We start from the raw sequence: 20,775 nt of genomic DNA, 5'->3' as shown, positions 1-20,775 counted from the left end.
TCTCAGCTGGTGATCTCGACGATGACCTGCTCGTTGTCGACGGTGTACCCGAGGTATTCGAACGAGATGCCGGTGCGTGTGACGAACTCCGTCCACGCCCGGTATTCGTGCTGCTGCCATCCGGGATAGTTGAAGAACTCGTCGAAGACGACGATCGACCCGGGGACCAGTCGGTCGCCGAGGAGATCGAGCACGGTCTTGGTGGACGAGTAAAGGTCGGCGTCGAGGTGCAGGAACGCAACGGGGCCGGATTCGTCGTTCAGGAACGAGGGCAAGGTGTTCTCGAAGAGGCCCGGAACAAGTTGCGCTCCAGGCACTTCGGGGATGGATTCCTGTGCGAACTCGCCGACCGGGAACCCGGTGCGCCAGGTCTCCGGAAGGCCGGAGAACACGTCGAAACCTGCGACGGTCCCCTCGCGTTCGGTGAAAGCCTCCGCGACGATCCTGAGTGTGGTTCCGCTGGCGACGCCGAATTCGAGTGCCATGCCGGGTATTTCGATCAAGCCCAATGCGTGGCGCAGCGTGTCGTGCGGGTGGCCGAATGTCTCCGCGACTCGAAGGTGTTCGAGGATGAACTCGGCAGTCGACGCTGTCGCTTCCAGATCCACGGCGTAGGCCAGATCCCGACGCTGGCGAAATTCCAGCTCGTCGATCCTGGACCGGAGGCCCGCGATGTCAACGCGGGCCTCGGCCAGTTCGTCACGTGAGAGTGCCAGCGCGTCGAGGATCTGCTGCGTGCGATCGGCGTTGCGACGGTCGGCGGTCTCGACCACCTCGGATACCGCACGCTGAAGCTTGGTCCTGGCGCTGGAACGGAACCGCTCGAACATGACAACCTCTCGTCGGGATCACCCCCCATGCTGCCAGGCTTTGTTCGCTACCGGTTCCGACCACGGTAGTGACTCTTGAGATTGCGGGAGATCACCTTGATCTCCCGCGTCCTCTCTGCCTGCAGCCGAGCATTGCTTCGGGCGGCGTTCCACGCGTTCTCTCGCTGTAGTTTCCGGTAGCTCGCAAGTCTCCGCTCGTCCAGATCGCCGCGCCCGAGTGCGGTCAGGACTGCGCATCCCGGCTCGGAGTTGTGTGCGCAATCCGAGAACCGGCACTCTGCAATCAGTTCCTCGATCTCGGGGAACGTCTTGTCGATTCCCTCCGCCGCATTCCACATGCCAACCCCTCGCAGGCCGGGTGTGTCGATCAACGTCCGGGCGCCGGAGAAGGGGATCAGTTCTCTCGTGACTGTGGTGTGGCGTCCCTTTCCGTCGCCGGTTCGAACGCGGCCGGTCTCGAGTCGATCGGCGCCTGTGGTGTCCGCGAGGAGTGCGTTCGCGAGCGTCGACTTACCGGCGCCGGATGGACCGAATATCGCCACGGTGCCGTCCAGAACTGCATCGAGTACATCCATTCCTTCGTTGGTCTCGGCACTGACGGCCAGCACTGTTGCGCCGGGCGCAATGGCAGAGACCTCAGCTAGAGTGTCGGAGATATATTGAGCTGCATCCGATTTGGTGAGTGCGACGACAGGTGTTGCGCCACTTTCCCAGGCGAGTGCGAGTAGTCGCTCGATGCGCCCGAGATCGACGTCGCCGTCCGAAGCCGTGGCGATGACGACGGTGTCGACGTTCGCAGCCAGAATCTGGCCTTCCGATTTTCCGGACGCCGAGGATCGAACGATGCTGCTCGATCGGGGGAGTATTGAAGTGACCGTGTGCATCTCGGGTTCGCGTGAGTTCAGTACCTCGGCGACGGCCACCCAGTCACCCGTGCACAGTTGGCTGGTAGCGAGCGGATCACTGCCGGTGAGTGCGCGAACTGTGCCTTCGGCGACGGCCACGTCGCACCGGCCGCGGTCGACGCGAAGAACGCGCCCGGGTGCGGAGTCCGGTGGGGCCAGGGTAGTGAATGTGTTCGAGAGTGTTGCGTTCCAACCGTATTCGGTCAGGAGCGTGTTGTTTTCCGGCATGGTGATTGTGTCCTCGAGTACGAAGAAGTGTGAACGTTGACGGCGCTGAAACTGCGGAACACGACAGTCATCAATACTCACTCCTCGTAATTCTCAGGACGCACCATGCGTCGGATCAGAATCGTCTCAGCCGCAGACGCGACTGTGCAACTGATTTAAAAGATGTTTGGGCAACTGCTTCAACTCAGGGCAACTGCTTCAACTCAGGACGACTGACTTAACTCGGGCGTTCGAACTTCTCTTCCCGGCCGAGCTTGCGCAGTCGCATCCACTCGCGCAGTCCGGCCGGATCGCGGCGGGTGATCAGGAAGTACCAGCCGAACCGAACCCATTCCTGCGGAAGCAGTTTCCGCATTCCCGGTTGGGCGAGGATGTATCCACGGTTGCGGTACGTGAAGTAGCGCTTCGTGTCGTTGTCGGGGTACTGCGTGTGCATACGTCCGCCGAGAATCGGCTTGAACTCGTCCGCGCCGTTGGGGTGGACGTAAGCAGTTTGCAGGCAGGTACCGAACTTCAGGCCGGAGCGCACGAGGCGACGATGTACCTCGACCTCGTCGCCGCGGACGAACAGGCGTAGATCCGGAACTCCGACAGCATCGATCGCATCGGCGGTGAACAGTGCACCGTTGAAGAGGGACGCGATGCCTGGCAGGAGATCCTCGTCGCCGAGTTCGGAACGCAACCGGCGCCACGACGTGCCGCGGCGCAAGGGGAACGCGAGGCGGTCTGGGTTGTCGATGTCGCAGACGACGGGGGAGACCTCGGCCAGGTCGTTCCGAATTGCACAGTCGAGCAGGGTTTCCAGGACCTCGGGGCCCTCCGGACGCCCGTCGTCGTCGGCGAGCCAGACGCGGTCGGCGCCGAGCGAAAGTGCGTAGAGAATGCCCAGAGCAAATCCTCCGGCACCGCCGAGGTTGTGCTGAGAACCGATGTAACTCGTCGGCAGTGGAGCGTTGTCGACGAGCTCTTTCACATCGGCTTCGTCGGCGTTGTCGACGACAACCAGGTGATCGAGCGGCCGCGACTGGGTGCTGAGGACCTTCAAGGATTCGGCCAGCAGTTCACGACGCTTGTGCGTGACGACAACCCCGATGATTTTCTCGGGTGCGCTCACAGGGTGTTCTCCCGTTCCATCTCCTTGATGACGTGGCGCACGTGTTCGGCGGCGTCGTCGCCTTCGTAGGCGCGCACGACATCCTCGATGTCACCCTGCATGCGGATCTGGCCGTGGTCGATCCACATCGCGCTGTTGCACAGCTGAGCGAGGAATTCGTTGGAGTGGCTGGCGAATACCAGGATGCCGGAGCGTTCCACCAGCTTTTGCAGCCGAACTCTGGCCTTCTTCATGAATTCGGCGTCGACGGCACCGATGCCTTCGTCGAGTAGCAGGATCTCGGGATCGATACTGGTGACCACGCCCATAGCGATGCGCACGCGCATGCCGGTGGAGTACGTGCGCAATGGCATGTCGAGATAGTCGCCGAGTTCGGTGAAGTCGGCGATTTCATCCATCTTCGCGAGCATCTGCTTGCGGGTCTGACCGAGGAACAGGCCGCGGATGATGATGTTCTCGTAGCCGGAGATCTCGGGATCCATGCCGACTCCGAGGTCGAAAACAGGTGCGACGCGTCCGCGAATGGTGGCGGATCCCCGGGTGGGTTCGTAGATCCCGGAGAGCAAGCGCAGCAGGGTGGACTTTCCGGCGCCGTTGTGGCCGACCAGCCCTACACGGTCGCCCTCTTTGAGCGTCATCGTGATGTCTTTCAGGGCTTCCACGACCACAACGTCGGAACTGTTGCGGCCGATGGCGCCACCCGCTTTACCGAGGAATGCCTTCTTCATCGACCGGGACTTCGCGTCGAAGATCGGGAAGTCGACGCAGGCGTTGTGCGTTGAGATGTTCACATGTTCGGTCATTGCGATGTCCCTAAACCCAGTAGGGCACGCGGGCCCGGTATTTGCGAAGCGCCAGCAATGCGACGGCCCAGCCGACCACCGTGATCGTGATGACGATGTACCAGTGGTAAAGCTCTTGCGGCTGCCCGATCATCGGCGCGCGGACGATGTCCAGGTAGTGGAACAGCGGATTGAGTTCGGCGATCTTTGCACGATCTCGGACCGCGCCGCCCTGAGCCTCGAGGCTTTGTGTTGTCCACATGATCGGTGTCAGCACGAAAAGCAGCAGCGTCAGCGAAGACAGAATCGGTGCGATGTCACGGTATCGAGTGGCGAAGATTCCGAACACGATCGAGACCCACAGTGCGTTGAGCACGATCAGTCCCAACGCCGGGATCGCAGCCAACGACGCCCAACTCAGGTTCCGCCAGACCCCGAACGCGATCACCATGATCACGTAGATCAGCAGGTTGTGTGCGAAGAACAACATCTGCCGCCACACCAGTCGATAGATGTGCACGCTCAAGGCTGATGGCAGCTGTTTGATCAGGCCTTCGTTGGCGACAAAGACTTCGGAGCCTTCGATGATCGAGGCATTGATGAGGTTCCACACGATCAGGCCCACCGTCACATACGGCAGGAACTCCTGGAGTGGCATGTCCAACAGGGCCGCGTACAGAATGCCGATGGCGGTGGCCTGGACGCCGGTGGCGATCGTGATCCAGAACGGACCGATCACCGACCGGCGGTAGCGCTGTTTGATGTCCTGCCAGCCGAGGCTGAGCCACAACTCACGCTGATTCAGACCGTCGCGAAGGTCTTTGAACGCACGACGGAACGTCTGGGAGTCGGACACGGGCGCAGGTGCGTCCGGCGTCTCGGATTCGATTGCGGATGCTGACACGGAGGTCGAGCCTACCGGCCTGGCGTCGGCGCCGGATTTCCCTCGGACCTAGTGGTGGTCCGGGTTACAGATACTGGCCGGTTCCTGGGCTCTGTTGGTCCGGATGTGCAGGCGAATGCGGAGCCCCGATGCTCATGCCGGGAGGCAGTGCGCCCTGACGCATTTGTTCGAGCTGAGCGCGCGCTGCCATCTGCTGGGCGAACAGTGCGGTCTGAATTCCGTGGAACAGTCCTTCGAGCCAGCCGACGAGTTGGGCCTGCGCGATTCGCAGTTCGGCGTCGGAGGGAATGGAGTCGTCGGTGAACGGGAGGCTCAGTCGCTCGAGTTCTTCACGGAGTTCGGGTGCCAGGCCCTGTTCGAGTTCTCGGATGGACGACGTGTGGATGTCCTTGAGGCGCTTGCGGCTGGCGTCGTCGAGCGGCGCGGCGCGCACTTCTTCCAAGAGTTGTTTGATCATCGTGCCGATTCGCATGACCTTGGCCGGCTGCTCGACCATCTCGGCGACGGACTCGGCTTCTGTTTCCGCGCCTTCGGTGGTGCCGGAGGTGGCGGCTTCTGCCTCGGCAGTCGGCATCGCGACGGGTCGACCGTCGGGTCCGATAACGAGTACCTGCTCTTTGTCGGGGTTCGTCATGCTTCCATCTTGTCGTGTGTGGGCGACAAACGCCGCTTAACCCCCGAAAAGTTAGCTATCGAATAACTGTACTGGCGGGTAATTGGGTGACTGCCTTCGACTAAGCGGGCGTCTGCACCTAGAGTGTCGAGCATGGCTTACGACGTTGCCCGCGTACGGGGGTTGATTCCCTCATTCGGTGACGGCTGGATCCACCTCGATCCGCAGGCCGGAATGCAGATCCCGGACGCCGTCTCGCGGACGGTCTCCACCGCGTTCCGTGCCTCTGCATCTTCTTCTTCCGGTCGCCACGTCTCGAACCGTCGTAGTGCTGCCATTCTCGAGAGTGCGCGCACCGCTGTCGCCGATCTGGTCGGCGGAGATCCTGCGGGAGTCGTTCTCGGATCAGACCGAGCGGTGTTGTTGGCTTGGCTCGCCGAGTCGCTGAGTTCGCGGTTGGGCCTCGGAACCGGTCTGGTGCTCTCGCGCCTCGACGAAGAGGCGAACGTCGCGCCCTGGCTCCGTGTGGCCAGTCGTTACGGCGCTCAGGTGCGATGGGCCGAAGTCGAAATCGAAACGTGCGAGCTCCCGAGTTGGCAGTTCAATGAACTCATCACCTCGACTACTCGCTTGGTGGCCCTGACGGCCGCGTCGCCGATCGTCGGTTCGGCTCCGAACGTCCGTGCCGCAGCTGATCGTCTGCACGAATTCGGTGGGCTGATGGTGGTCGACGCCGTCGGAGCGGCGCCATATGCGCATGTGGACATGGCTGACCTCGGGGCGGACATCGTTGCCGTCAGTGCGCCGTCGTGGGGCGGTCCACAGGTGGGCGCACTCGTCTTCCGCGATCCCGGACTGCTCGACCGAATTCCGGCCGTGTCGCTCAACCCGTACGCGCGTGGCGCCGAGCGACTCGAGGTGGGCGGTCATCAGTTCGCGCTGCTGTCCGGTCTCACGTCGTCGATCGATTTCCTGGCGGGCTTGGACGAATCGGCAACGGGAACCAGGCGTGAGCGCCTCGAAACCTCGATCAGCTCGCTGCAGGACTATCAGGACGGTCTGTTCGATCACCTCATGCGTTCTCTCGCAGCCCTGCCCAACGTGATGGTGATCGGCGGCGCACCCACGCGGGTGCCGACGCTCAGCTTCACGCTCGAGGGGATGGCGGCAGACAAGGTCGCCGCGCACCTGGCCGACAAGCGCATCGCAACGGTCAGCGGTACGCATGGTGGTTCCAGGCTGCTCGACGCCCTCGGTGTCAACGACGAAGGCGGCGCGGTCACCGTCGGCCTTGCGCCGTACACGACTCGGTACGAGATCAATCAGCTGGTCGCCGAACTCGGCGCCCTGGGCTGATCGATCCCGCTCGGCTCACTTCACGGTGAGGATGACCTTGCCTACGGTTTCCGGCGAATCCAGCAACTGATGGGCTAATGGCGCCTCGGTGATCGAAAGTTCGGTCGACACGATCGGTTGAACCGATCCGTCGGCGATCAACGGCCACAACTTCGCACGGACGTCGGCGACGATGTCCGCTTTACCGCCGGGGCCGGTGAGCGGACGCCCGCGCAGGCCCGTCGACGTGATGTTTCCGCGCTTTCCCATCAGCTTGGCGATGTCGACTTCGCCCTTGCGGCCACCCTGCATTCCGATGATCACGACGTGGCCGTCCATGGCGAGTGCGTCGACGTTGCGCCCGAGGTACGACGCTCCCATGTTGTCCAGAACCACGTCGGCGCCGTGGTTGTCGGTGGCTTCGGCGAGTGATGCTACGAAGTCGCTGTCGCGATAGTTGATGAGAATATCCGCGCCCAATTCGCGGCAGCGGTTCAATTTGTCCTCCGAACCCGCGGTAACTGCGACGCGGGCGCCGAGGGCTTTGCCGACCTGGATGGCGTGGGTGCCGATTCCGCCGCCACCGCCATGGACGAGGAGGACCTGTCCGCGTCGTAGACCTCCGCGCATCACGACGTTGGACCACACCGTGCACGCAACTTCCGGCAGGGACGCTGCGACCCGGAGATCGACGCCCGCGGGAACCGGGAGAAGTTGTGTTGCCGGGACCGCAACCTTCTCGGCGTAGCCGCCGCCGGCCAGCAATGCGCAGACTTCGTCGCCGACGGACCAACCGGTGACGTCTTCGCCGAGTTCGACGATCACGCCCGAGCATTCGAGGCCGAGGATGTCACTCGCGCCGGGCGGCGGCGGGTAGAAGCCTTGACGTTGGAGCAGGTCGGCGCGGTTGACCGCGGTTGCGGCGACCTCGACGAGTACGTGCCCGCGAGGTAGTTCAGGATCGGGCTGCTGCGCCCATTTCATGACCTCGGGACCGCCGGGCTGATCGATCGTTATGGCGTACATGGATACGACGCTAGCGAATCTCCCCGCTGACGGGTGTTTTGCCGCTACCGTCGCGGACGTGACTTACTTCGGGAACATGCAGAACGAGATCTATCTGACGGGACTGAGCGGCGCGAAGCCGGCTTTGCCGATGACTGCGGCAGGCTTGGAAGATGCCGCGCGCGAGCAACTCTCACCGGAGGCCTTCGGGTACATCGCTGGTAGCGCGTCGACCGAACGAACCGCGGAGTCGAATCTGCGTGCGTTCGACAAGCATGCGATCGTGCCGCGGATGTTGCGGGGGACTGCGGCGCCGGACGCACGCGATCTGAGCGTCGAGGTGTTGGGGACGCGGTTGGCTGCACCGATCCTGACGGCTCCGGTGGGCGTGCTCGGCTTGGTCCACGACGACGCCGAGGTTGCGGTCGGTTCGGTCACTGCCGAGTTGGGGATCGGATCGATTCTCTCGACGGCGGCATCCTCGACCATCGAAGACGTAGCGGCGGCCTCCGGCGAGAACTGGTGGTACCAGCTGTACTGGCCGGCCGACGACGAACTTGCGGAGTCGTTTGTCCGCCGAGCGGAGACGGCGGGCGCGAAGGCTATCGTCCTGACTGCCGACACTCCCGGTATGGGTTGGCGTCCAAGGGATCTCGAACTCGGTCACCTTCCGTTCCTGCAGGCGAAGGGTATTGCCAACTACCTGTCGGATCCGGTGTTCCGCGCCAAACTGGCGACGCCGCCCGAGGAGAGCGCAGAAGCGCTGCAGATCGCGGTTCTCACGTGGGTGTCGTTGTTCGGCAATCATGCGGTGCGGATTGCCGATATCGCGAAGCTTCGCCAGTGGACGACACTTCCGATCGCAGTGAAGGGAATTGTCCATCCCGACGACGCACGTGAGGCCGTCGCGGCCGGCGCCAACGGCATCGTCGTGAGCAACCATGGTGGGCGTCAGGTTGACGGGTCGATTTCGGCACTCGATGCTCTCGGTCCCGTCGCTGATGCGGTGGGGCATGAGGTGGACATCCTGATGGACTCCGGAATTCGTTGTGGCGCAGACGTAATCAAGGCGTTGGCCTTGGGTGCCGACGCAGTGCTGTACGGGCGGCCGTGGGTGTACGGGTTGGGATTGGCCGGAGCGGACGGAGTGCGTCATGCGCTCCGGAGTCTCCTTGCCGACCTGGATCTCACTATGGGACTGGCGGGGCTGGCATCGGTCGCCGAAATCGACCGTTCGATCCTGATGTCCAATTCGTGACTTTAGGGTGAGTCTTACTGTGACGGGCGGACACAGGTCTAAACTTGGAACCTGTGACAGCTGAAGCGACAACCGAGGAGACATCGCAGGCGGCGCACGGTGAGACACCGTGGCTGACGCCATGCGAGATGCGTGCATGGCGCGGCTACATGGACGGTAATCAGCGCCTCATGGAGGTTCTCAACCGCGAACTACAGGATTCGCACGACCTGTCGTTGGCCGATTACCGCATTTTGGTCATGCTCTCGGAGTCAGCTGACGGGTCGTTGCGGATGAGTGACCTGGCAGACGGCGTGCTGTCTTCGCGGAGCCGCCTGACGCACCAGATCAGGCGGATGGAATCTCAGGGCATCGTCGTGCGAGACACTTGCGTCGAAGATGGTCGCGGCGTGCTCGCTCGGATCACGGAAGAGGGTAGGCGTCGCCTCGCCGAGGCAGCGCCTACTCACGTGGCCGGAGTGCGGAACAATCTGGTCGATCTGCTGACTCCCCAGGAACTGGACGTGCTGGCAGACGTCTTCGAGAAGGTCGACAAAGCCATCGGCGAGCGCTGACTTCTGGAGCCGTTTTCGCGGTCCGTGGGAACACCCGATAGGATCGCCCACGGAAGCGTGGCAGAGCGGCCGAATGCACTCGCCTTGAAAGCGAGCGTGGCGTTAAACCCACCGGGGGTTCAAATCCCTCCGCTTCCGCCAAATGTTCGTTGTTCAAACCCAGCCCGCGCGAAAGCGTGGGCTGGGTTTTTTCGTGCCCTACGAAGCGCAGGAGCGTCGAGGAGTCGGATGTGTAGCAATCTTTGCCGCCCTGGGGTCGCCGGGTGAAGCAATGGCTTCGCCACTTCGGTGCTACGTCCGATGTTGCGGCAATCTGCCGGTTCTCGTTGTGCTGTGGTGAACGATCAGCCATTGCGGCGCTCGGCGACGAGAGTTCCAGGTGATCGCATCGTGCGGCTGGTGGTCAATTCGATTCCCTCCTTGGCTAGATGGGCTCGTGGTTTACGCGGCCTCCTTGCGCTTGGTGTCCGAATGAGCTGCGCGCCACCAATTAACTGTTGGTCGTTCAATAAGTTTGCGTGGCCATATCGCCAGAGACCGCGTTGCATGCAATCTGCTGAAATGCTCCGGATCGTGCCTTGTTTGCACGTTTGCTCGACTGTCACCACTGGGCGGATGGTCCAAGTTTGGTGTCGTTCGCCACATTGGGACCTAAGTCCCATTCCCTGCTCTGAGCCCTGTCGATATGTATCTGTTACCGGAAGTTCACCGCAAGTCTCCGATAGTTGGTCGCGGGAGCCTGTTGATAAAACGGAACGCTTGGTACTGTCCGGTAACTTGCATTTAGTTAGTGTTCAGCTACCGAATTGGTTGCTGGTCCGCGACGTAGGAGTTACTCATGGCAACCGAATTGAAAGCACGAACATCTCGCCGTCGATCGAGGGCCGCGGTAGGGCTCGCGGCGTGTGCGGTTGCCGCGCTGTCGTCTGGTGTGGTCTTCGCAGGGAGCGCATCGGCAACGCCGACGGCGTTGTCGGACAAATTCGCGAGCACGGTCACCGATGACGGCTGGTCGTTGGATCTTGCCGCCACGAAACTGTCGGCGAACCCGGTGCCGAATCTGGCGACGACGGCGTTCACCCGTGAGGGGTTCGTGTCGGCGAAGGTGACCGGCACGATCGGTGGTGCGGGCGATTCGGCGGTGAAGACCGGTTATGTCGAGCAGGGATTGCAGATCGGCTGCCAGATCGATGTTTCCTCCGGACTTGGCTTGGGGCTTGGTTTTTCGCTCGGCCCTTCTGTCGGTGTGAGTATTTCGGGTGTCCCGTCGGCGAACGTGGGTGTGAATGCGTCGGTGAATCCGAGTATTCAGTCGACGATTGCGCCGGGCACGATCACGACGATTCCGTTGGGGAAGAAGGATCTCGAGTCGTCGAAGGCGTCGATCACGGCAGAGAACGTGCACGTGAAGGTTGATGCGTGCATGGGGCCGGTGACGATCCGCTCGTATGCACAACTCTCGGTGTCGACGGCGACGTCGGATAACACGTTGTTCGTGTACTCCGATCCGACCTGGCTCTAGACGCCTGACGGGGCACCGTCAGGGCTGCCGTCGAAATCCGATCCGTGCAAGTCGCCGTGTCCGCGCGCACTCATCAGGCGAGGCCCTAGGCATGGGTCTGCCCATCAATCACCATCACAGGAGAAGTTCATGAAGATTCGTACCTTGGCCACAGCCGGAGTGCTCACCGCAGGCATCGCCGTAATCGGTGTTCTCGGCGGGGGCGTGGCATCGGCTGCCACCCCGATCGTGCAGCCGGATCATGGTCGGATTGGGCTTTCGCTCTCGAATGCGGAAACCGCAGCACTGGCGGCGGGCCCGATCCCCGATGCAATCGCGAACATTGTTCTCGGCTCGCAGCGGTGGGTTGGTCGGGCACCGGGTTCGGTCATCACGAACGTCGACGGCAGGGCCAGCGCCCCCGATCGGGTCGTGATCGCCGAAGCTGCTGCGCATCCGGGTGGCTACGTCAACATCTACGTGTCCGACCCGAACAATCCCGTCACCGGGGGCTACATCGTGCAGACCTACCAGCACTGGAACTGAACTAGGGCCGGTAAACCAAGACCCTGACTGCTGCCGCCGAACTCGTTGTTTCACTTCACCTATCCGCCGTTTGGAGTTTCTGTCATGACCATCCGCAACGCTGAACACGCTCGGTCCCGCCCGATGACTGAGCCGCCGGCCACTGCTCGCGGCGCCCGCAGTGCGGATACCGACGACTGGGACCCCGACAGCGAGCTGAGCGAAACCTCGAAGGCCGTGATCGCCACCGTCTTCGGTCTCGCATTGTTGATTGCGGCGTTCGCGGCGATCGGACGGCTCGGGGGCTGGGCGGCTGACTACGGGACGATTCTCGTATATCTGGCGTTCTTTCTGTGGATGTCGATCGCGGGCCGGGTGTTCTGGTGGGGCGCAGACAAGCTCATCGCCGAGGCGCGGAAGAAGTCGAACACGGGCGATCGCCGGTGAAGTCCGTGCTGAAGCTGCGCAGGTCCATCGCGGGAGCACTCGCCGCCGGAGCACTGTTGACCGGGGTGGCGGGGGTGATCGGTGCGGGAATCGCGCTGACCGCTGGACCTGCGACTGCGGGACCGGCGGAGGATTGCGCGGCGGTGCGGGCACGTGATCATCAGATCTACCTGAACCTGATCGCGTCACTGCCACCCGGTGCCCCCGTCCCGCCCGAGTACATCAACCCGTGCCTGAGCGCACCCACCACGACTCCGACGGCGGCCCCGACAACCACCGTCGGACTACCGGGTGCACAGGCTCCGGGCGGTGGCCCGAACGTCGGCGCGAACGCGCCGACGAACTTCCCCGCTTACAACGGCACCCCCATCGTCCCCGTCCCCGGCGCCGCGCTGCCTGGACAGCCGAATACGCCGACACCATCTGGTATCGAGAACCCTGCAGGAGTCCCGGTTCCGACGACCACCAGCGGACCTGCCCCGACCACACCCCAACCCGCTGGATCGACCGCACCCACAGCGGTCCCCGATCGTGGTCCCGGACCTGTTCCCTCTGGAACGCCGAATAGTGCTCCCGGGCAATCGGAATCAAATCCCACGGTCACCCCCTCGGGGCTCGACAAAGGCGACGGCCGTGACCGGTACCTCGAACTCGTGTTGGTCGGTGCCGCCGCATTCACAGCCGGCGGGATCGGAGTACGTGGGCGTCGTTCACCGTTCGGCCCACGCATACCGTTGGGTGGGCGTACGCCGGAATCGATCCTCTCCCAGACAGTCGGTACCCTCGCCTCACCGCTGATGCAGTACGTCAAGGGTGGCCAGTCGAAGATCACAGTCACCGAACCCGGCGGAGGACGTCGTACGTTCTTCCTCATCCACGACGCGACGTCCTCACACGAAGCGGAAATCCCCGTCGACGTCCCGCCCGGCGGGCATATGAGCGTTAATCCGGACGGCTCAGTCACCGTCTTCGACGCGGACGGAAACCCGATCTCGGTCGTCGCAGCTCCGTGGGCGTACGACGCCAACGGCAATCCTGTTCCCACCGACTACGAAGTTCGCGACGGCCGCCTGATTCAGACGGTGTACGCCGACGAAGCGACCGCGTACCCGATTTTGGCTGATCCGCCGGAAAAGAAGGCGAAAGCACCCACCTCTGTCGCTTCGAAACAAGTCCAGAAAAATACGAACACCGCCGCACCCAAGCCGAATTCGATGACCTCGCGCACAAGTCCGCAGAAACCGCAGAACAGTGGAAACACGAACTCGAGCAACACTTCCGGAGCCACGAACAGCGGCACCACCGCTGGTAAGTGCGCCGGGATCACCACCCAAGGCTCCGCTCCGGTCACGAAACCTGCATCTCCCAATCAGTCACCGCGCACCACCACCAAACCTGGACCGAAGCCCGCGCCGACCTCTCAGGAACAAGCAACGAACCAACTCGCCCAAGCACACGGCGAAGTCCCTCCGGTTGCACCTTCGAAACCCGCGCAACCAAATCAGTCGCCACGCACCACAACCAGTCCGGGCCCCAAACCCACTGTCAGTCCACGTCAACAAGCTGCGAACCAGCTTGCCGAAGCGCACGGGGACGTGCCTGCCGGGTTCACCGGCAATGTGCCGATCCCGCCAGATCCGAACGCGCCCGACGACCGATCGTTCCCGCAAAAAGTATGGGACACCGCGTGGGGTGTCGGGGAAAGTGCCGTCGACACAACAGTCGATAGCGTCGGAACGCTCGGAGATGCGTGGCGAAACTTCCTCGTAGTCCCCGTGCACGATGCCGCCGTCGATCCGTTCGGCTTCAATCGCGGCCAACGAGCACAACCTTCACCCGAGCATTCTCCGGCTGAGATCGCTGCCGCAGCAGCAAATATCGTCTCCCTCATTCCGATCGTAGGCACAGGAGGCAGAGTCGGCGGAGCTGCCGTGCAAGAAGCGGTGGAGGCTGTTCTGCGGCGCGGCGGAACCGCCGCAGACGCCGAAGCCGCAGGTCGCAGGGCAGCCGCCACCGCCGGTGAGGCCGGGAATAGAGCCCCTAGCGATCCGACTATTCCCGTCGGAGACAGACCGGCCTCGACGCCTGTGGGTGGGCGCGGAGATCGCGAAATAAATGTAAAGCCCGGAACCAATCGTCCTGGAATAGTCAACGGTCGTGAATATACGGGGCATGCGTTCGACCGAATGCAAGAGCGCGGCATACTCCCATCCCTGGTTGAACAGGCCATTCGTGAAGGGGTGGCGACCCCGAGCAGAGGAAACACGACCGTGATCTATGATTCGATAAACAACCTATCAGTTATCATCAATGAAACGGGCAGAGTTGTGACCACCTCATTTGGCAATTTATCGGGAAAGTGAAAAACATGACGGATCAATCAATTTACCGCCTGGAAGCTGAGCAGGTTAATCGCGATTATTGTGACGGAAAAATATCCTTGCATGCGCTAGTTGAAATATTCGAGAGGTACGTCAGAGAACGCGAATCGGAGCGTGCATCAGATTCCGAAACCCTGAGGGGGGCCTGGGGTCAAATTGAAATAATGAATGCAATTAACCAGGATGATCCTTCGAATTCGAGCAAAAATGAGTCGGAGGTGCGAGAAGTTATTCAAGAATTCTTGGACTTGCTTCCGTAGTCTCTTTTCTCGGTCCAGGGGCGACTAATCAAGGCAGGCTTTGACTCACTTGCGCGACCAGTGTCATGTCAAGTGACACTGGCCAGCAGTTGCTTATTGTGATGTGGGAGCAGATTAGGATTCGCAGGCTGACGGTTCAGACGTCTTCGCCTTCGAGGGTGGCCATCCATTTGCCCTGATCGCCGATCACGACTACCTCGCCTACCGCATCCCAGAGGAACACAACCACATCCTGATGATTCCAGGTAAAACCGACTACCTGTACAGCAGCGTCCAGCAGAAGAGTCCTGTGCACCGACAACACACCGTTCCTCAAGCGGAATCGGCACCATGACCACCTTTTATGCAATTTGTGCGATCACCACAGGGGCTGTGGCGTTGATCGCATCCACGCCCTACGTGATGTACCGCAGTCATGCGAGAACGATCTACTGGAGTTCGTCGATCCTGACCATCGTTTTCGGTTGGCTCACCGCTCCTCAGCGGTCGATTCTCGGACCTGTCCTTTTGTGCGGTTTCGCTGCTGTGTTCGTGGCGTGGTGGTGGACCCCCTTCCTCACGCGAAGGCATCCCACCGGATTCAACGATGTTTTCGGTGCTTGGCTGACACGGGCGCTCTACCGCGAGCAGAAGGATGCACCTCCGGTAAACAGGTACGACAAACTGCACTACAAAGACACTGACCGCCAAGCACGAGATACCGATTCTGACGGAAATCAGGTCAACACCTGAGCCGGCGCGTAGAGCGCTTTGACGTGATGTCCTCAATACCACCCTCGCGCGTACCCGAACAGCTTGTAGTGAGATGCCATGGGAAACAGTACTTTCCACATGGCGGCGTACACGCGCCCGGTTTGCGCAAGCTGTACAGCAACGAGGATGATCGATGGCTCGAAACTGCTCTTCGCGCAGCCCAATTCAGTAGCTGTCAACGCCATCGCGAGCGGTAGTCCTCTTCCCCTAGTCTCTGCAGCTCATCCCATTTTTTCGAGCATCCGCCGCGAATTGGACGTAAAGCCAGGAACCAATCCTCCGGGAGTGGTCAACGGTCGCGGATACACTGGGCATGCGTTTGATCGAATGCAGCGGCGCGGCAACCTCCCCTCCCTTGTCGAACAGGCAATTCGAAATGGGGTGGCCACCCCTAGCAGCGACGCAACGATCGTATTCTATGATTCGGCAAATAACCTATCAGTCGTCGTTAACGAGGTCGGTACAGTTGTGACGACCTCATTTGGTCGGCTAAGAGGAAAGTGAAGTTGATATGACGGGAAACGGAAAATATCGCACTGAAGGCGAGCAAGTTAGTCGTGATTACAGGGAAGGTAAAATGTCCTTACAAACGCTCGTCGATATATTTGAGAGTTATGTGGACGCACGTGAATCCGAAAATGCGCCCGATTTCGAGGAATTGAGGGGTGCGTGGTTTCAGATTGAAATAGTAAATGCGGTGCGGTGGGACGATCCCGCGAAGGCATCCAAAAATGAGACGGCAGTTCGAGAATTTATCCAAGAATTCTTGGAATTGCTTCCGTAGTCCTTTTTGTTCGGTCCGGGGACGATTAATCAAAGACGGTCTTGACCACCTCAGCGATGGTCCCGCGCTGCTGTTTTGCTTGCCATTCACCATGCACACGCTGAACCCTGTGGGACCGGATCCTGCTGGGAACAGCGTCACACCATTTCGCACCATGACGGCAGCACCCGTTTCACCGCGGTGGCGGTCACGATGATCGCTATCTCTTTTCGAGTCCAGCTCATTCGTTCGCCTCAGGGGTCGGTTGTGGATGCGTTATTACGCAGCGGCACAAGGAATTTCTCGCTCGAATCGGTGCGCGTTTACAGTCCTCACAAAAGTCGCCCGGGATAGCGTCGCCTGTTCAACACTCGGCGACGAACGTGGCCACGGGAAACGAAAAATGCTCCGCCCCGCCACAGGAAGAGCGAAGCATCAATTCGACGGCGGAGGGTATTACCAGTTCTGAATGAAGAAGAACTGCTGTGAACCCCTCGCCGGGTTGAGTACGCCGAGAGAAATTTCTCCACCACGGGAGGCTGCTTCGTTGGCGAACTGGTCGAGACGTCCCCAGACGACGTTGGGGCCGCTCTCGAAGCGCGATCCTGGTGCGAGGCGCACGCCGATCTGGGTGGAGTTAGTGATGCTTTCGATCGCAGCGCCGGCATTGAGCTGGCCGAACAATGCCGTCTCACCCTGGTTCAGCTGCACGCCGATGCGCCCGTTGTCGGCGATCGGAGTAACAGCTGATGCTGCGCCCGCGCCGCTGAGTGCGATGGCTGCGATACCGGCAGGTATCAATGCGGCCGCGGTAATCATCCTGCGTAGGTGCGTCATTCGGCTTCTCCCTCGTCGGTGGCCCACTCGAGTTGGCGCCTCCACGGGCCACTTTGTCTGATTCTTCCGGTAACAGTCAACGACATGTCGCAAACAATGAGCAATCCATTGGGTTGGTTTGAGATGCAGCTCACTACTGGAAATCCGTTGAAGAATAAACTGTTTCAGTGAAACTGCTGGTCAAGATCGTGAATGCCAGAGAAGCGCGCGGACTGTCGTTACGGTTCCGTTACTGGTAAGTCTGGCTGCGAGAAGGACACGCACTCGGTCACCCAGAAACGCTGCGGCACAGGAATTGTCAGAGCAAGAACCCGCGCAGAGGGTCCTCCGCAGTTGAGCGCCACTGTCAAGCGGTCTTTCATTCTTCGAGGGCGCGCTGCTTCGGCAGTGGGCTCTCGACTGTCAGAACCGCACGGTGAATACCACGTGGCGACGCTCTCGGGCCGCGCGCTGGAAAAAGTCCGCCACTTCCTGAAGCCAGCCCCAGGCGTACCCGCGCTCGTCGGAGCCGTACTCCGGGTTGCGGTCGTCGAGTGGCATTGCGTCGTAGCGCACGCCGAACTCGGATTCGGTGATTTCCGCCAGGTACGAGGAGACTTCGGCGACCCGATCGGGTGCCAGGTAGGTGACGAGTTGGTCGTCGGTGTCGGTGTTGAGGTCTTCGTCCCCCAGGATCACGCCGTAGGCCGGCCAGTTCTCGGACACGCGCTCGTACCCCGTGCTGGAGAGGGCGCACAGGATCGGATCCCACGCCTTGTCCGTGTCGCACGAGAACTCGGATCGGCCCGTCTCCTCGATGTCCTCGACCAGAGCGCCGAGTTTGTCGTCGTCGCCGCGCGCGTCCAGAAGTTCCGCTGCCACGCTGTCTGACAGCGCGAAATGTACCCCAAGTTCCATGGCGTGATGCTAACGGCCGACCTGCCGCCGTCCCGCCGTCACTACAAGACGAATCGCCTTAGGTAACGATCCTGCTCTGCCTCCGACCGAAGTTACCCATGGTGGGCCTGCTGTCATACATACTTCATCGGTGATTCCGACAAAACGGACCGGCCTTTCTGTTGTATCGCTGGTGATCCTCGTCGTCGCGGGGTTGCTGGTCGCAGCCCCTGCCAGCAGCGCCGCGCCGCCGCCTGACTGGAAATACACAATGGTGGCGTTCAGCAATGCCAGCGACCGCGACATGGATGTCTACGAGTCGGTCGACGGCACCGGCTTTCAGCTCGTCCAGCAGTCGGCGTACAGGCCGCCGTCTGGGCTCGTGCGTGATCCGAGCATCTTCCGGAACACGGACGGGTTGTACTACCTCACCTACACGACGGGTGGTGGGGCGAACATCGGGTTCGCACGCAGCAGCGACCGCATCAACTGGACGCCGCTGGGGAACTATCCGGTTCCGTTTTGCTGCGCCTTGATGCCTGGCACGGGAGATGGCACCGGTTCTGCGAGTCCGCCGGGCTTCTCGGGTTCGGCTGGTTTCAGCGACGGACCGTCGCTGTCACCATTCGTCACCAAGGCCTGGGCGCCTGAATGGTTTGTGGACGGCGATCGCGTCAACGTCATCCTGTCGATGTCGACCGGTGGAGGATTTGTGCCGTATCTGATGACGGCGTTGGAACCGTCGCTCCGGTTGTGGAGCCCGCCTGTTCCGCTCGCCGGGATCGGTGCGGACCACATCGACACCACCGTGGTCAAAGTCGGATCGACCTATCATGCGTTCACCAAGAACGAGACGAGGAAGGTCGTCGAGCATGCGGTCGCTCCTTCGGTGACGGGACCTTATTCGTTTGTCCCGCCCGGGAATTGGGGTTCGCTTGTCGAAGGTCCGGCCGTGGTTCAGTTGCCGAGCGGCGACTGGCGGATCTATCTCGACGCCTATACCGAAGGAAAGTATCTCTACTCCGACAGCACGGACGGGCTGAACACCTGGTCTCCTGTGCAAGAGGTTCCTGGGGTGTCCGGGACTGCACGGCATCTCGGCATCATGAGAGAACCGGCATAACTTTCGACCCCGAGTTGGTAAGGCTCTGATCAAGGACTCCGGTCTTGGTCAGAGCCTTTTCTCGTACTTGCGTACTACTTGTGTGCGTCGCCTGCGCGAATCAGTGATTGACAAGCTAACGATGCGATGCCGTTGGGTCCGACGAGTTCGCGCCGACCACGAAGTGAGTATCTCGGCGTGAGCTGTGCAGAGTTGCGCTCCCAGGCCCCGCTCGGGCGCCGTACTTCACGATTGATTGCCAAGTAATGCCTGTTAGTTTCATATTCAAGTACGCGCACTGGCTTGATGCCCGCACTTTCGGTCTTCAACTGCTCTGAGGCCCGCGAAATGCGGATTCAATTCGATTTGCCGCACTGTTTCTGAGTAATCTTCTCGTCCGTAAACGGTGACCTTGCTCATAGTGGGACCTAGGTCCTTTTCGCTGCTGATAAGCCTGTCGATATATATCTGTTACCGAAAGTTCACCCTAAATCCAAGATGGGGGAGATGGCGCGCTGGCGGGCAAACAGGACGATTGGTACCGTCCGGTAACTAATTCAGTTAGTTGTCGGCTACCGCTCTGGTTGCTGTGTCACGTGGAGGAGCAGTTCATGTCGATCGAATCGCAAAACGGCGTATCCCATCGTCGATCGAGGGCCGCGGTAGGGCTCGCGGCGTGTGCGGTTGCCGCGCTGTCGTCTGGTGTGGTCTTCGCAGGGAGCGCATCGGCAACGCCAACGGCGTTGTCGGACAAATTCGCGAGCACGATCACCGATGACGGCTGGTCGTTGGATCTTGCCGCCACGAAACTATCGGCGAACCCGGTGCCGAATCTGGCGACGACGGCGTTCACCCGTGAGGGGTTCGTGTCGGCGAAGGTGACCGGCACGATCGGTGGTGCGGGCGATTCGGCAGTGAAGACCGGTTATGTCGAGCAGGGATTGCAGATCGGCTGCCAGATCGATGTCTCCTCCGGACTTGGCTTGGGGCTTGGCTTTTCGCTCGGCCCTTCTGTCGGTGTGAGTATTTCGGGTGTCCCGTCGGCGAACGTGGGTGTGAATGCGTCGGTGAATCCGAGTATTCAGTCGACGATTGCGCCGGGCACGATCACGACGATTCCGTTGGGGAAGAAGGATCTCGAGTCGTCGAAGGCGTCGATCACGGCAGAGAACGTGGACGTGAAGGTTGATGCGTGCATGGGGCCGGTGACGATCCGCTCGTATGCACAACTCTCGGTGTCGACGGCGACGTCGGATAACACGTTGTTCGTGTACTCCGATCCCACCTGGCTCTAACCCCGAGCAGCCGTCGTCAGCGCTGCTGGCGAGCAATTCCTGATCCGTCCCGTCCCGGGGTGGTTACTCATCACGCTCACAGAGGAGAAATCATGAAGATTCGTACCTTGGCCACTGCCGGAACCCTCACCGCAGGTATCGCCCTGATCGGTGTTCTCGGCGCCGGCGTGGCATCTGCTGCAACTCCGATCGTGCAACCGGAACATGGCCGGATCGGACTTTCACTTTCGAACGCCGAAACGGCGGCGCTGGCGGCGAGCCCGATTCCTGATGCGATTGCGAACATCGTTCCAGGTTCGCTGAGGGGGGTCTGGTTGGCGCCTGGTTCCGCGATAACTGTTACCGATGGCAAGGTCGACGCCCTCGAAGGAGCTGTGCTCGGTGAAGCAGCCGCGCGTGGTGGGCATGCCAATGTCTTTGTCTCCGACCCGAATCACCCCGCCAGTGAGGGGCACATAGTGCTGACGGAGCAGTACTGGAACTGATACCAGGCCGAACGCCGGCGAC

General features: G+C 61.2%; 22 protein-coding genes and 1 tRNA gene. 13 read left to right on the top strand and 10 right to left on the bottom strand.

Going from position 1 to position 20,775, the window contains the following annotated elements; translation table 11 throughout:
- Nucleotides 1–2: 2 nt before the first annotated feature.
- The 6 genes from ACKAMS_RS07010 to ACKAMS_RS06985 form a co-directional block, all read right to left on the bottom strand.
- The gene (locus ACKAMS_RS07010) at nt 3–830 is read right to left on the bottom strand and encodes a TylF/MycF/NovP-related O-methyltransferase (RefSeq protein WP_070796544.1); all 828 of its coding nucleotides are present in this window, start codon (nt 828–830) and stop codon (nt 3–5) included.
- A 47-nt stretch (nt 831–877) separates the two neighbouring features.
- Nucleotides 878–1,963 (bottom strand): ribosome small subunit-dependent GTPase A, encoded by a 1,086-nt coding sequence (rsgA, locus tag ACKAMS_RS07005; protein WP_408988798.1) that lies wholly within the window; start codon nt 1,961–1,963, stop codon nt 878–880.
- A 217-nt stretch (nt 1,964–2,180) separates the two neighbouring features.
- Nucleotides 2,181–3,077, bottom strand: coding sequence for a glycosyltransferase (locus ACKAMS_RS07000; protein WP_019746444.1), 897 nt, complete (start codon nt 3,075–3,077; stop codon nt 2,181–2,183).
- Nucleotides 3,074–3,880 (bottom strand): ABC transporter ATP-binding protein, encoded by an 807-nt coding sequence (locus ACKAMS_RS06995; protein WP_020905803.1) that lies wholly within the window; start codon nt 3,878–3,880, stop codon nt 3,074–3,076. The genes ACKAMS_RS07000 and ACKAMS_RS06995 overlap by 4 nt, the downstream gene beginning before the upstream one ends.
- A gap of 10 nt (nt 3,881–3,890) precedes the next feature.
- Nucleotides 3,891–4,763, bottom strand: coding sequence for an ABC transporter permease (locus ACKAMS_RS06990; protein WP_020905804.1), 873 nt, complete (start codon nt 4,761–4,763; stop codon nt 3,891–3,893).
- Nucleotides 4,764–4,827: 64 nt separating this feature from the next.
- The gene (locus tag ACKAMS_RS06985) at nt 4,828–5,397 is read right to left on the bottom strand and encodes a bacterial proteasome activator family protein (protein ID WP_095969514.1); all 570 of its coding nucleotides are present in this window, start codon (nt 5,395–5,397) and stop codon (nt 4,828–4,830) included.
- Nucleotides 5,398–5,529: 132 nt separating this feature from the next.
- Between ACKAMS_RS06985 and ACKAMS_RS06980 the strand changes: the two genes are divergently transcribed.
- Complete coding sequence (locus tag ACKAMS_RS06980; protein ID WP_408988797.1) at nt 5,530–6,732, top strand: cysteine desulfurase-like protein; 1,203 nt, start codon at nt 5,530–5,532, stop codon at nt 6,730–6,732.
- Nucleotides 6,733–6,747: 15 nt separating this feature from the next.
- Here the strand turns inward: ACKAMS_RS06980 and ACKAMS_RS06975 are convergent, their stop codons facing one another.
- Nucleotides 6,748–7,737 carry an NAD(P)H-quinone oxidoreductase gene (locus tag ACKAMS_RS06975; RefSeq protein WP_408988796.1) on the bottom strand — a complete coding sequence of 330 codons (990 nt, stop codon included), beginning with the start codon at nt 7,735–7,737 and terminating at the stop codon, nt 6,748–6,750.
- Here ACKAMS_RS06975 and ACKAMS_RS06970 point away from each other — a divergent pair.
- From ACKAMS_RS06970 to ACKAMS_RS06940, 7 genes are all read left to right on the top strand, one after another.
- Complete coding sequence (locus ACKAMS_RS06970) at nt 7,736–8,974, top strand: lactate 2-monooxygenase (RefSeq protein WP_003943926.1); 1,239 nt, start codon at nt 7,736–7,738, stop codon at nt 8,972–8,974. The two genes, ACKAMS_RS06975 and ACKAMS_RS06970, sit on opposite strands and share 2 nt — an antisense overlap.
- Nucleotides 8,975–9,102: 128 nt before the next feature.
- A complete protein-coding gene (locus tag ACKAMS_RS06965) occupies nt 9,103–9,528 on the top strand; it encodes a MarR family winged helix-turn-helix transcriptional regulator (RefSeq protein ID WP_020968140.1) in 426 nt (141 codons plus the stop codon).
- Between the two features lie 51 nt (nt 9,529–9,579).
- Nucleotides 9,580–9,669, top strand: a tRNA-Ser gene (locus ACKAMS_RS06960).
- A gap of 697 nt (nt 9,670–10,366) precedes the next feature.
- Nucleotides 10,367–11,050, top strand: coding sequence for an MspA family porin (locus ACKAMS_RS06955; RefSeq protein ID WP_020905808.1), 684 nt, complete (start codon nt 10,367–10,369; stop codon nt 11,048–11,050).
- A 129-nt stretch (nt 11,051–11,179) separates the two neighbouring features.
- Nucleotides 11,180–11,575: a hypothetical protein gene (locus tag ACKAMS_RS06950; protein WP_020905809.1), complete on the top strand. Its 396-nt coding sequence runs from the start codon at nt 11,180–11,182 to the stop codon at nt 11,573–11,575.
- Between the two features lie 84 nt (nt 11,576–11,659).
- On the top strand, nt 11,660–12,001 hold the full coding sequence (locus ACKAMS_RS06945; RefSeq protein WP_050768562.1) for a hypothetical protein: 342 nt from the start codon (nt 11,660–11,662) through the stop codon (nt 11,999–12,001).
- Nucleotides 11,998–14,364, top strand: coding sequence for a hypothetical protein (locus tag ACKAMS_RS06940; RefSeq protein ID WP_020905811.1), 2,367 nt, complete (start codon nt 11,998–12,000; stop codon nt 14,362–14,364). The genes ACKAMS_RS06945 and ACKAMS_RS06940 overlap by 4 nt, the downstream gene beginning before the upstream one ends.
- A gap of 414 nt (nt 14,365–14,778) precedes the next feature.
- Here the strand turns inward: ACKAMS_RS06940 and ACKAMS_RS06935 are convergent, their stop codons facing one another.
- Nucleotides 14,779–14,937: a hypothetical protein gene (locus tag ACKAMS_RS06935; protein WP_155250639.1), complete on the bottom strand. Its 159-nt coding sequence runs from the start codon at nt 14,935–14,937 to the stop codon at nt 14,779–14,781.
- 35 nt (nt 14,938–14,972) lie between these two features.
- Between ACKAMS_RS06935 and ACKAMS_RS06930 the strand changes: the two genes are divergently transcribed.
- Nucleotides 14,973–15,374 carry a hypothetical protein gene (locus ACKAMS_RS06930; RefSeq protein WP_020905813.1) on the top strand — a complete coding sequence of 134 codons (402 nt, stop codon included), beginning with the start codon at nt 14,973–14,975 and terminating at the stop codon, nt 15,372–15,374.
- Between the two features lie 532 nt (nt 15,375–15,906).
- Entirely contained in the window at nt 15,907–16,179 is a 273-nt protein-coding gene (locus ACKAMS_RS06925; protein ID WP_029254238.1) for a hypothetical protein, read from the top strand.
- A 435-nt stretch (nt 16,180–16,614) separates the two neighbouring features.
- Here the strand turns inward: ACKAMS_RS06925 and ACKAMS_RS06920 are convergent, their stop codons facing one another.
- Both ACKAMS_RS06920 and ACKAMS_RS06915 read right to left on the bottom strand, forming a co-directional pair.
- Nucleotides 16,615–16,995 carry a hypothetical protein gene (locus tag ACKAMS_RS06920; protein WP_020968146.1) on the bottom strand — a complete coding sequence of 127 codons (381 nt, stop codon included), beginning with the start codon at nt 16,993–16,995 and terminating at the stop codon, nt 16,615–16,617.
- 402 nt (nt 16,996–17,397) lie between these two features.
- On the bottom strand, nt 17,398–17,892 hold the full coding sequence (locus tag ACKAMS_RS06915; protein ID WP_020905815.1) for a DUF1877 family protein: 495 nt from the start codon (nt 17,890–17,892) through the stop codon (nt 17,398–17,400).
- 250 nt (nt 17,893–18,142) lie between these two features.
- On the opposite strand from ACKAMS_RS06915, the gene ACKAMS_RS06910 reads away from it, so the two are divergent.
- The 3 genes from ACKAMS_RS06910 (at nt 18,143) to ACKAMS_RS06900 (ending at nt 20,753) form a co-directional block, all read left to right on the top strand.
- The gene (locus ACKAMS_RS06910; RefSeq protein WP_241896030.1) at nt 18,143–18,994 is read left to right on the top strand and encodes a glycoside hydrolase family 43 protein; all 852 of its coding nucleotides are present in this window, start codon (nt 18,143–18,145) and stop codon (nt 18,992–18,994) included.
- A gap of 590 nt (nt 18,995–19,584) precedes the next feature.
- Complete coding sequence (locus ACKAMS_RS06905; protein ID WP_408988795.1) at nt 19,585–20,268, top strand: MspA family porin; 684 nt, start codon at nt 19,585–19,587, stop codon at nt 20,266–20,268.
- Nucleotides 20,269–20,360: 92 nt separating this feature from the next.
- Nucleotides 20,361–20,753, top strand: coding sequence for a hypothetical protein (locus ACKAMS_RS06900; protein ID WP_029254241.1), 393 nt, complete (start codon nt 20,361–20,363; stop codon nt 20,751–20,753).
- The last annotated feature ends 22 nt before the right edge of the window (nt 20,754–20,775 follow it).

The organism is Rhodococcus sp. 5A-K4 (assembly GCF_046097995.1).
Lineage (GTDB): Bacteria > Actinomycetota > Actinomycetes > Mycobacteriales > Mycobacteriaceae > Rhodococcus_F > Rhodococcus_F erythropolis.
This window is presented reverse-complemented; position numbering and strand designations above follow the sequence as displayed.

What these genes read in the sequence shown, in the direction of transcription:
- rsgA (WP_408988798.1), bottom strand. Translation starts at nt 1,963, where the DNA reads ATGCCGGAAAACAACACGCTCCTGACCGAATACGGTTGGAACGCAACA.
- ACKAMS_RS06995 (WP_020905803.1), bottom strand. Translation starts at nt 3,880, where the DNA reads ATGACCGAACATGTGAACATCTCAACGCACAACGCCTGCGTCGACTTC.
- ACKAMS_RS06955 (WP_020905808.1), top strand. Translation starts at nt 10,367, where the DNA reads ATGGCAACCGAATTGAAAGCACGAACATCTCGCCGTCGATCGAGGGCC.
- ACKAMS_RS06930 (WP_020905813.1), top strand. Translation starts at nt 14,973, where the DNA reads ATGACCACCTTTTATGCAATTTGTGCGATCACCACAGGGGCTGTGGCG.
- ACKAMS_RS06900 (WP_029254241.1), top strand. Translation starts at nt 20,361, where the DNA reads ATGAAGATTCGTACCTTGGCCACTGCCGGAACCCTCACCGCAGGTATC.
- ACKAMS_RS06945 (WP_050768562.1), top strand. Translation starts at nt 11,660, where the DNA reads ATGACCATCCGCAACGCTGAACACGCTCGGTCCCGCCCGATGACTGAG.
- ACKAMS_RS06975 (WP_408988796.1), bottom strand. Translation starts at nt 7,737, where the DNA reads ATGTACGCCATAACGATCGATCAGCCCGGCGGTCCCGAGGTCATGAAA.
- ACKAMS_RS06910 (WP_241896030.1), top strand. Translation starts at nt 18,143, where the DNA reads ATGGTGGCGTTCAGCAATGCCAGCGACCGCGACATGGATGTCTACGAG.
- ACKAMS_RS06920 (WP_020968146.1), bottom strand. Translation starts at nt 16,995, where the DNA reads ATGACGCACCTACGCAGGATGATTACCGCGGCCGCATTGATACCTGCC.
- ACKAMS_RS06915 (WP_020905815.1), bottom strand. Translation starts at nt 17,892, where the DNA reads ATGGAACTTGGGGTACATTTCGCGCTGTCAGACAGCGTGGCAGCGGAA.
- ACKAMS_RS06965 (WP_020968140.1), top strand. Translation starts at nt 9,103, where the DNA reads ATGCGTGCATGGCGCGGCTACATGGACGGTAATCAGCGCCTCATGGAG.
- ACKAMS_RS06905 (WP_408988795.1), top strand. Translation starts at nt 19,585, where the DNA reads ATGTCGATCGAATCGCAAAACGGCGTATCCCATCGTCGATCGAGGGCC.
- ACKAMS_RS06980 (WP_408988797.1), top strand. Translation starts at nt 5,530, where the DNA reads ATGGCTTACGACGTTGCCCGCGTACGGGGGTTGATTCCCTCATTCGGT.
- ACKAMS_RS06985 (WP_095969514.1), bottom strand. Translation starts at nt 5,397, where the DNA reads ATGACGAACCCCGACAAAGAGCAGGTACTCGTTATCGGACCCGACGGT.
- ACKAMS_RS06970 (WP_003943926.1), top strand. Translation starts at nt 7,736, where the DNA reads ATGGATACGACGCTAGCGAATCTCCCCGCTGACGGGTGTTTTGCCGCT.
- ACKAMS_RS06925 (WP_029254238.1), top strand. Translation starts at nt 15,907, where the DNA reads ATGACGGGAAACGGAAAATATCGCACTGAAGGCGAGCAAGTTAGTCGT.
- ACKAMS_RS06950 (WP_020905809.1), top strand. Translation starts at nt 11,180, where the DNA reads ATGAAGATTCGTACCTTGGCCACAGCCGGAGTGCTCACCGCAGGCATC.
- ACKAMS_RS07010 (WP_070796544.1), bottom strand. Translation starts at nt 830, where the DNA reads ATGTTCGAGCGGTTCCGTTCCAGCGCCAGGACCAAGCTTCAGCGTGCG.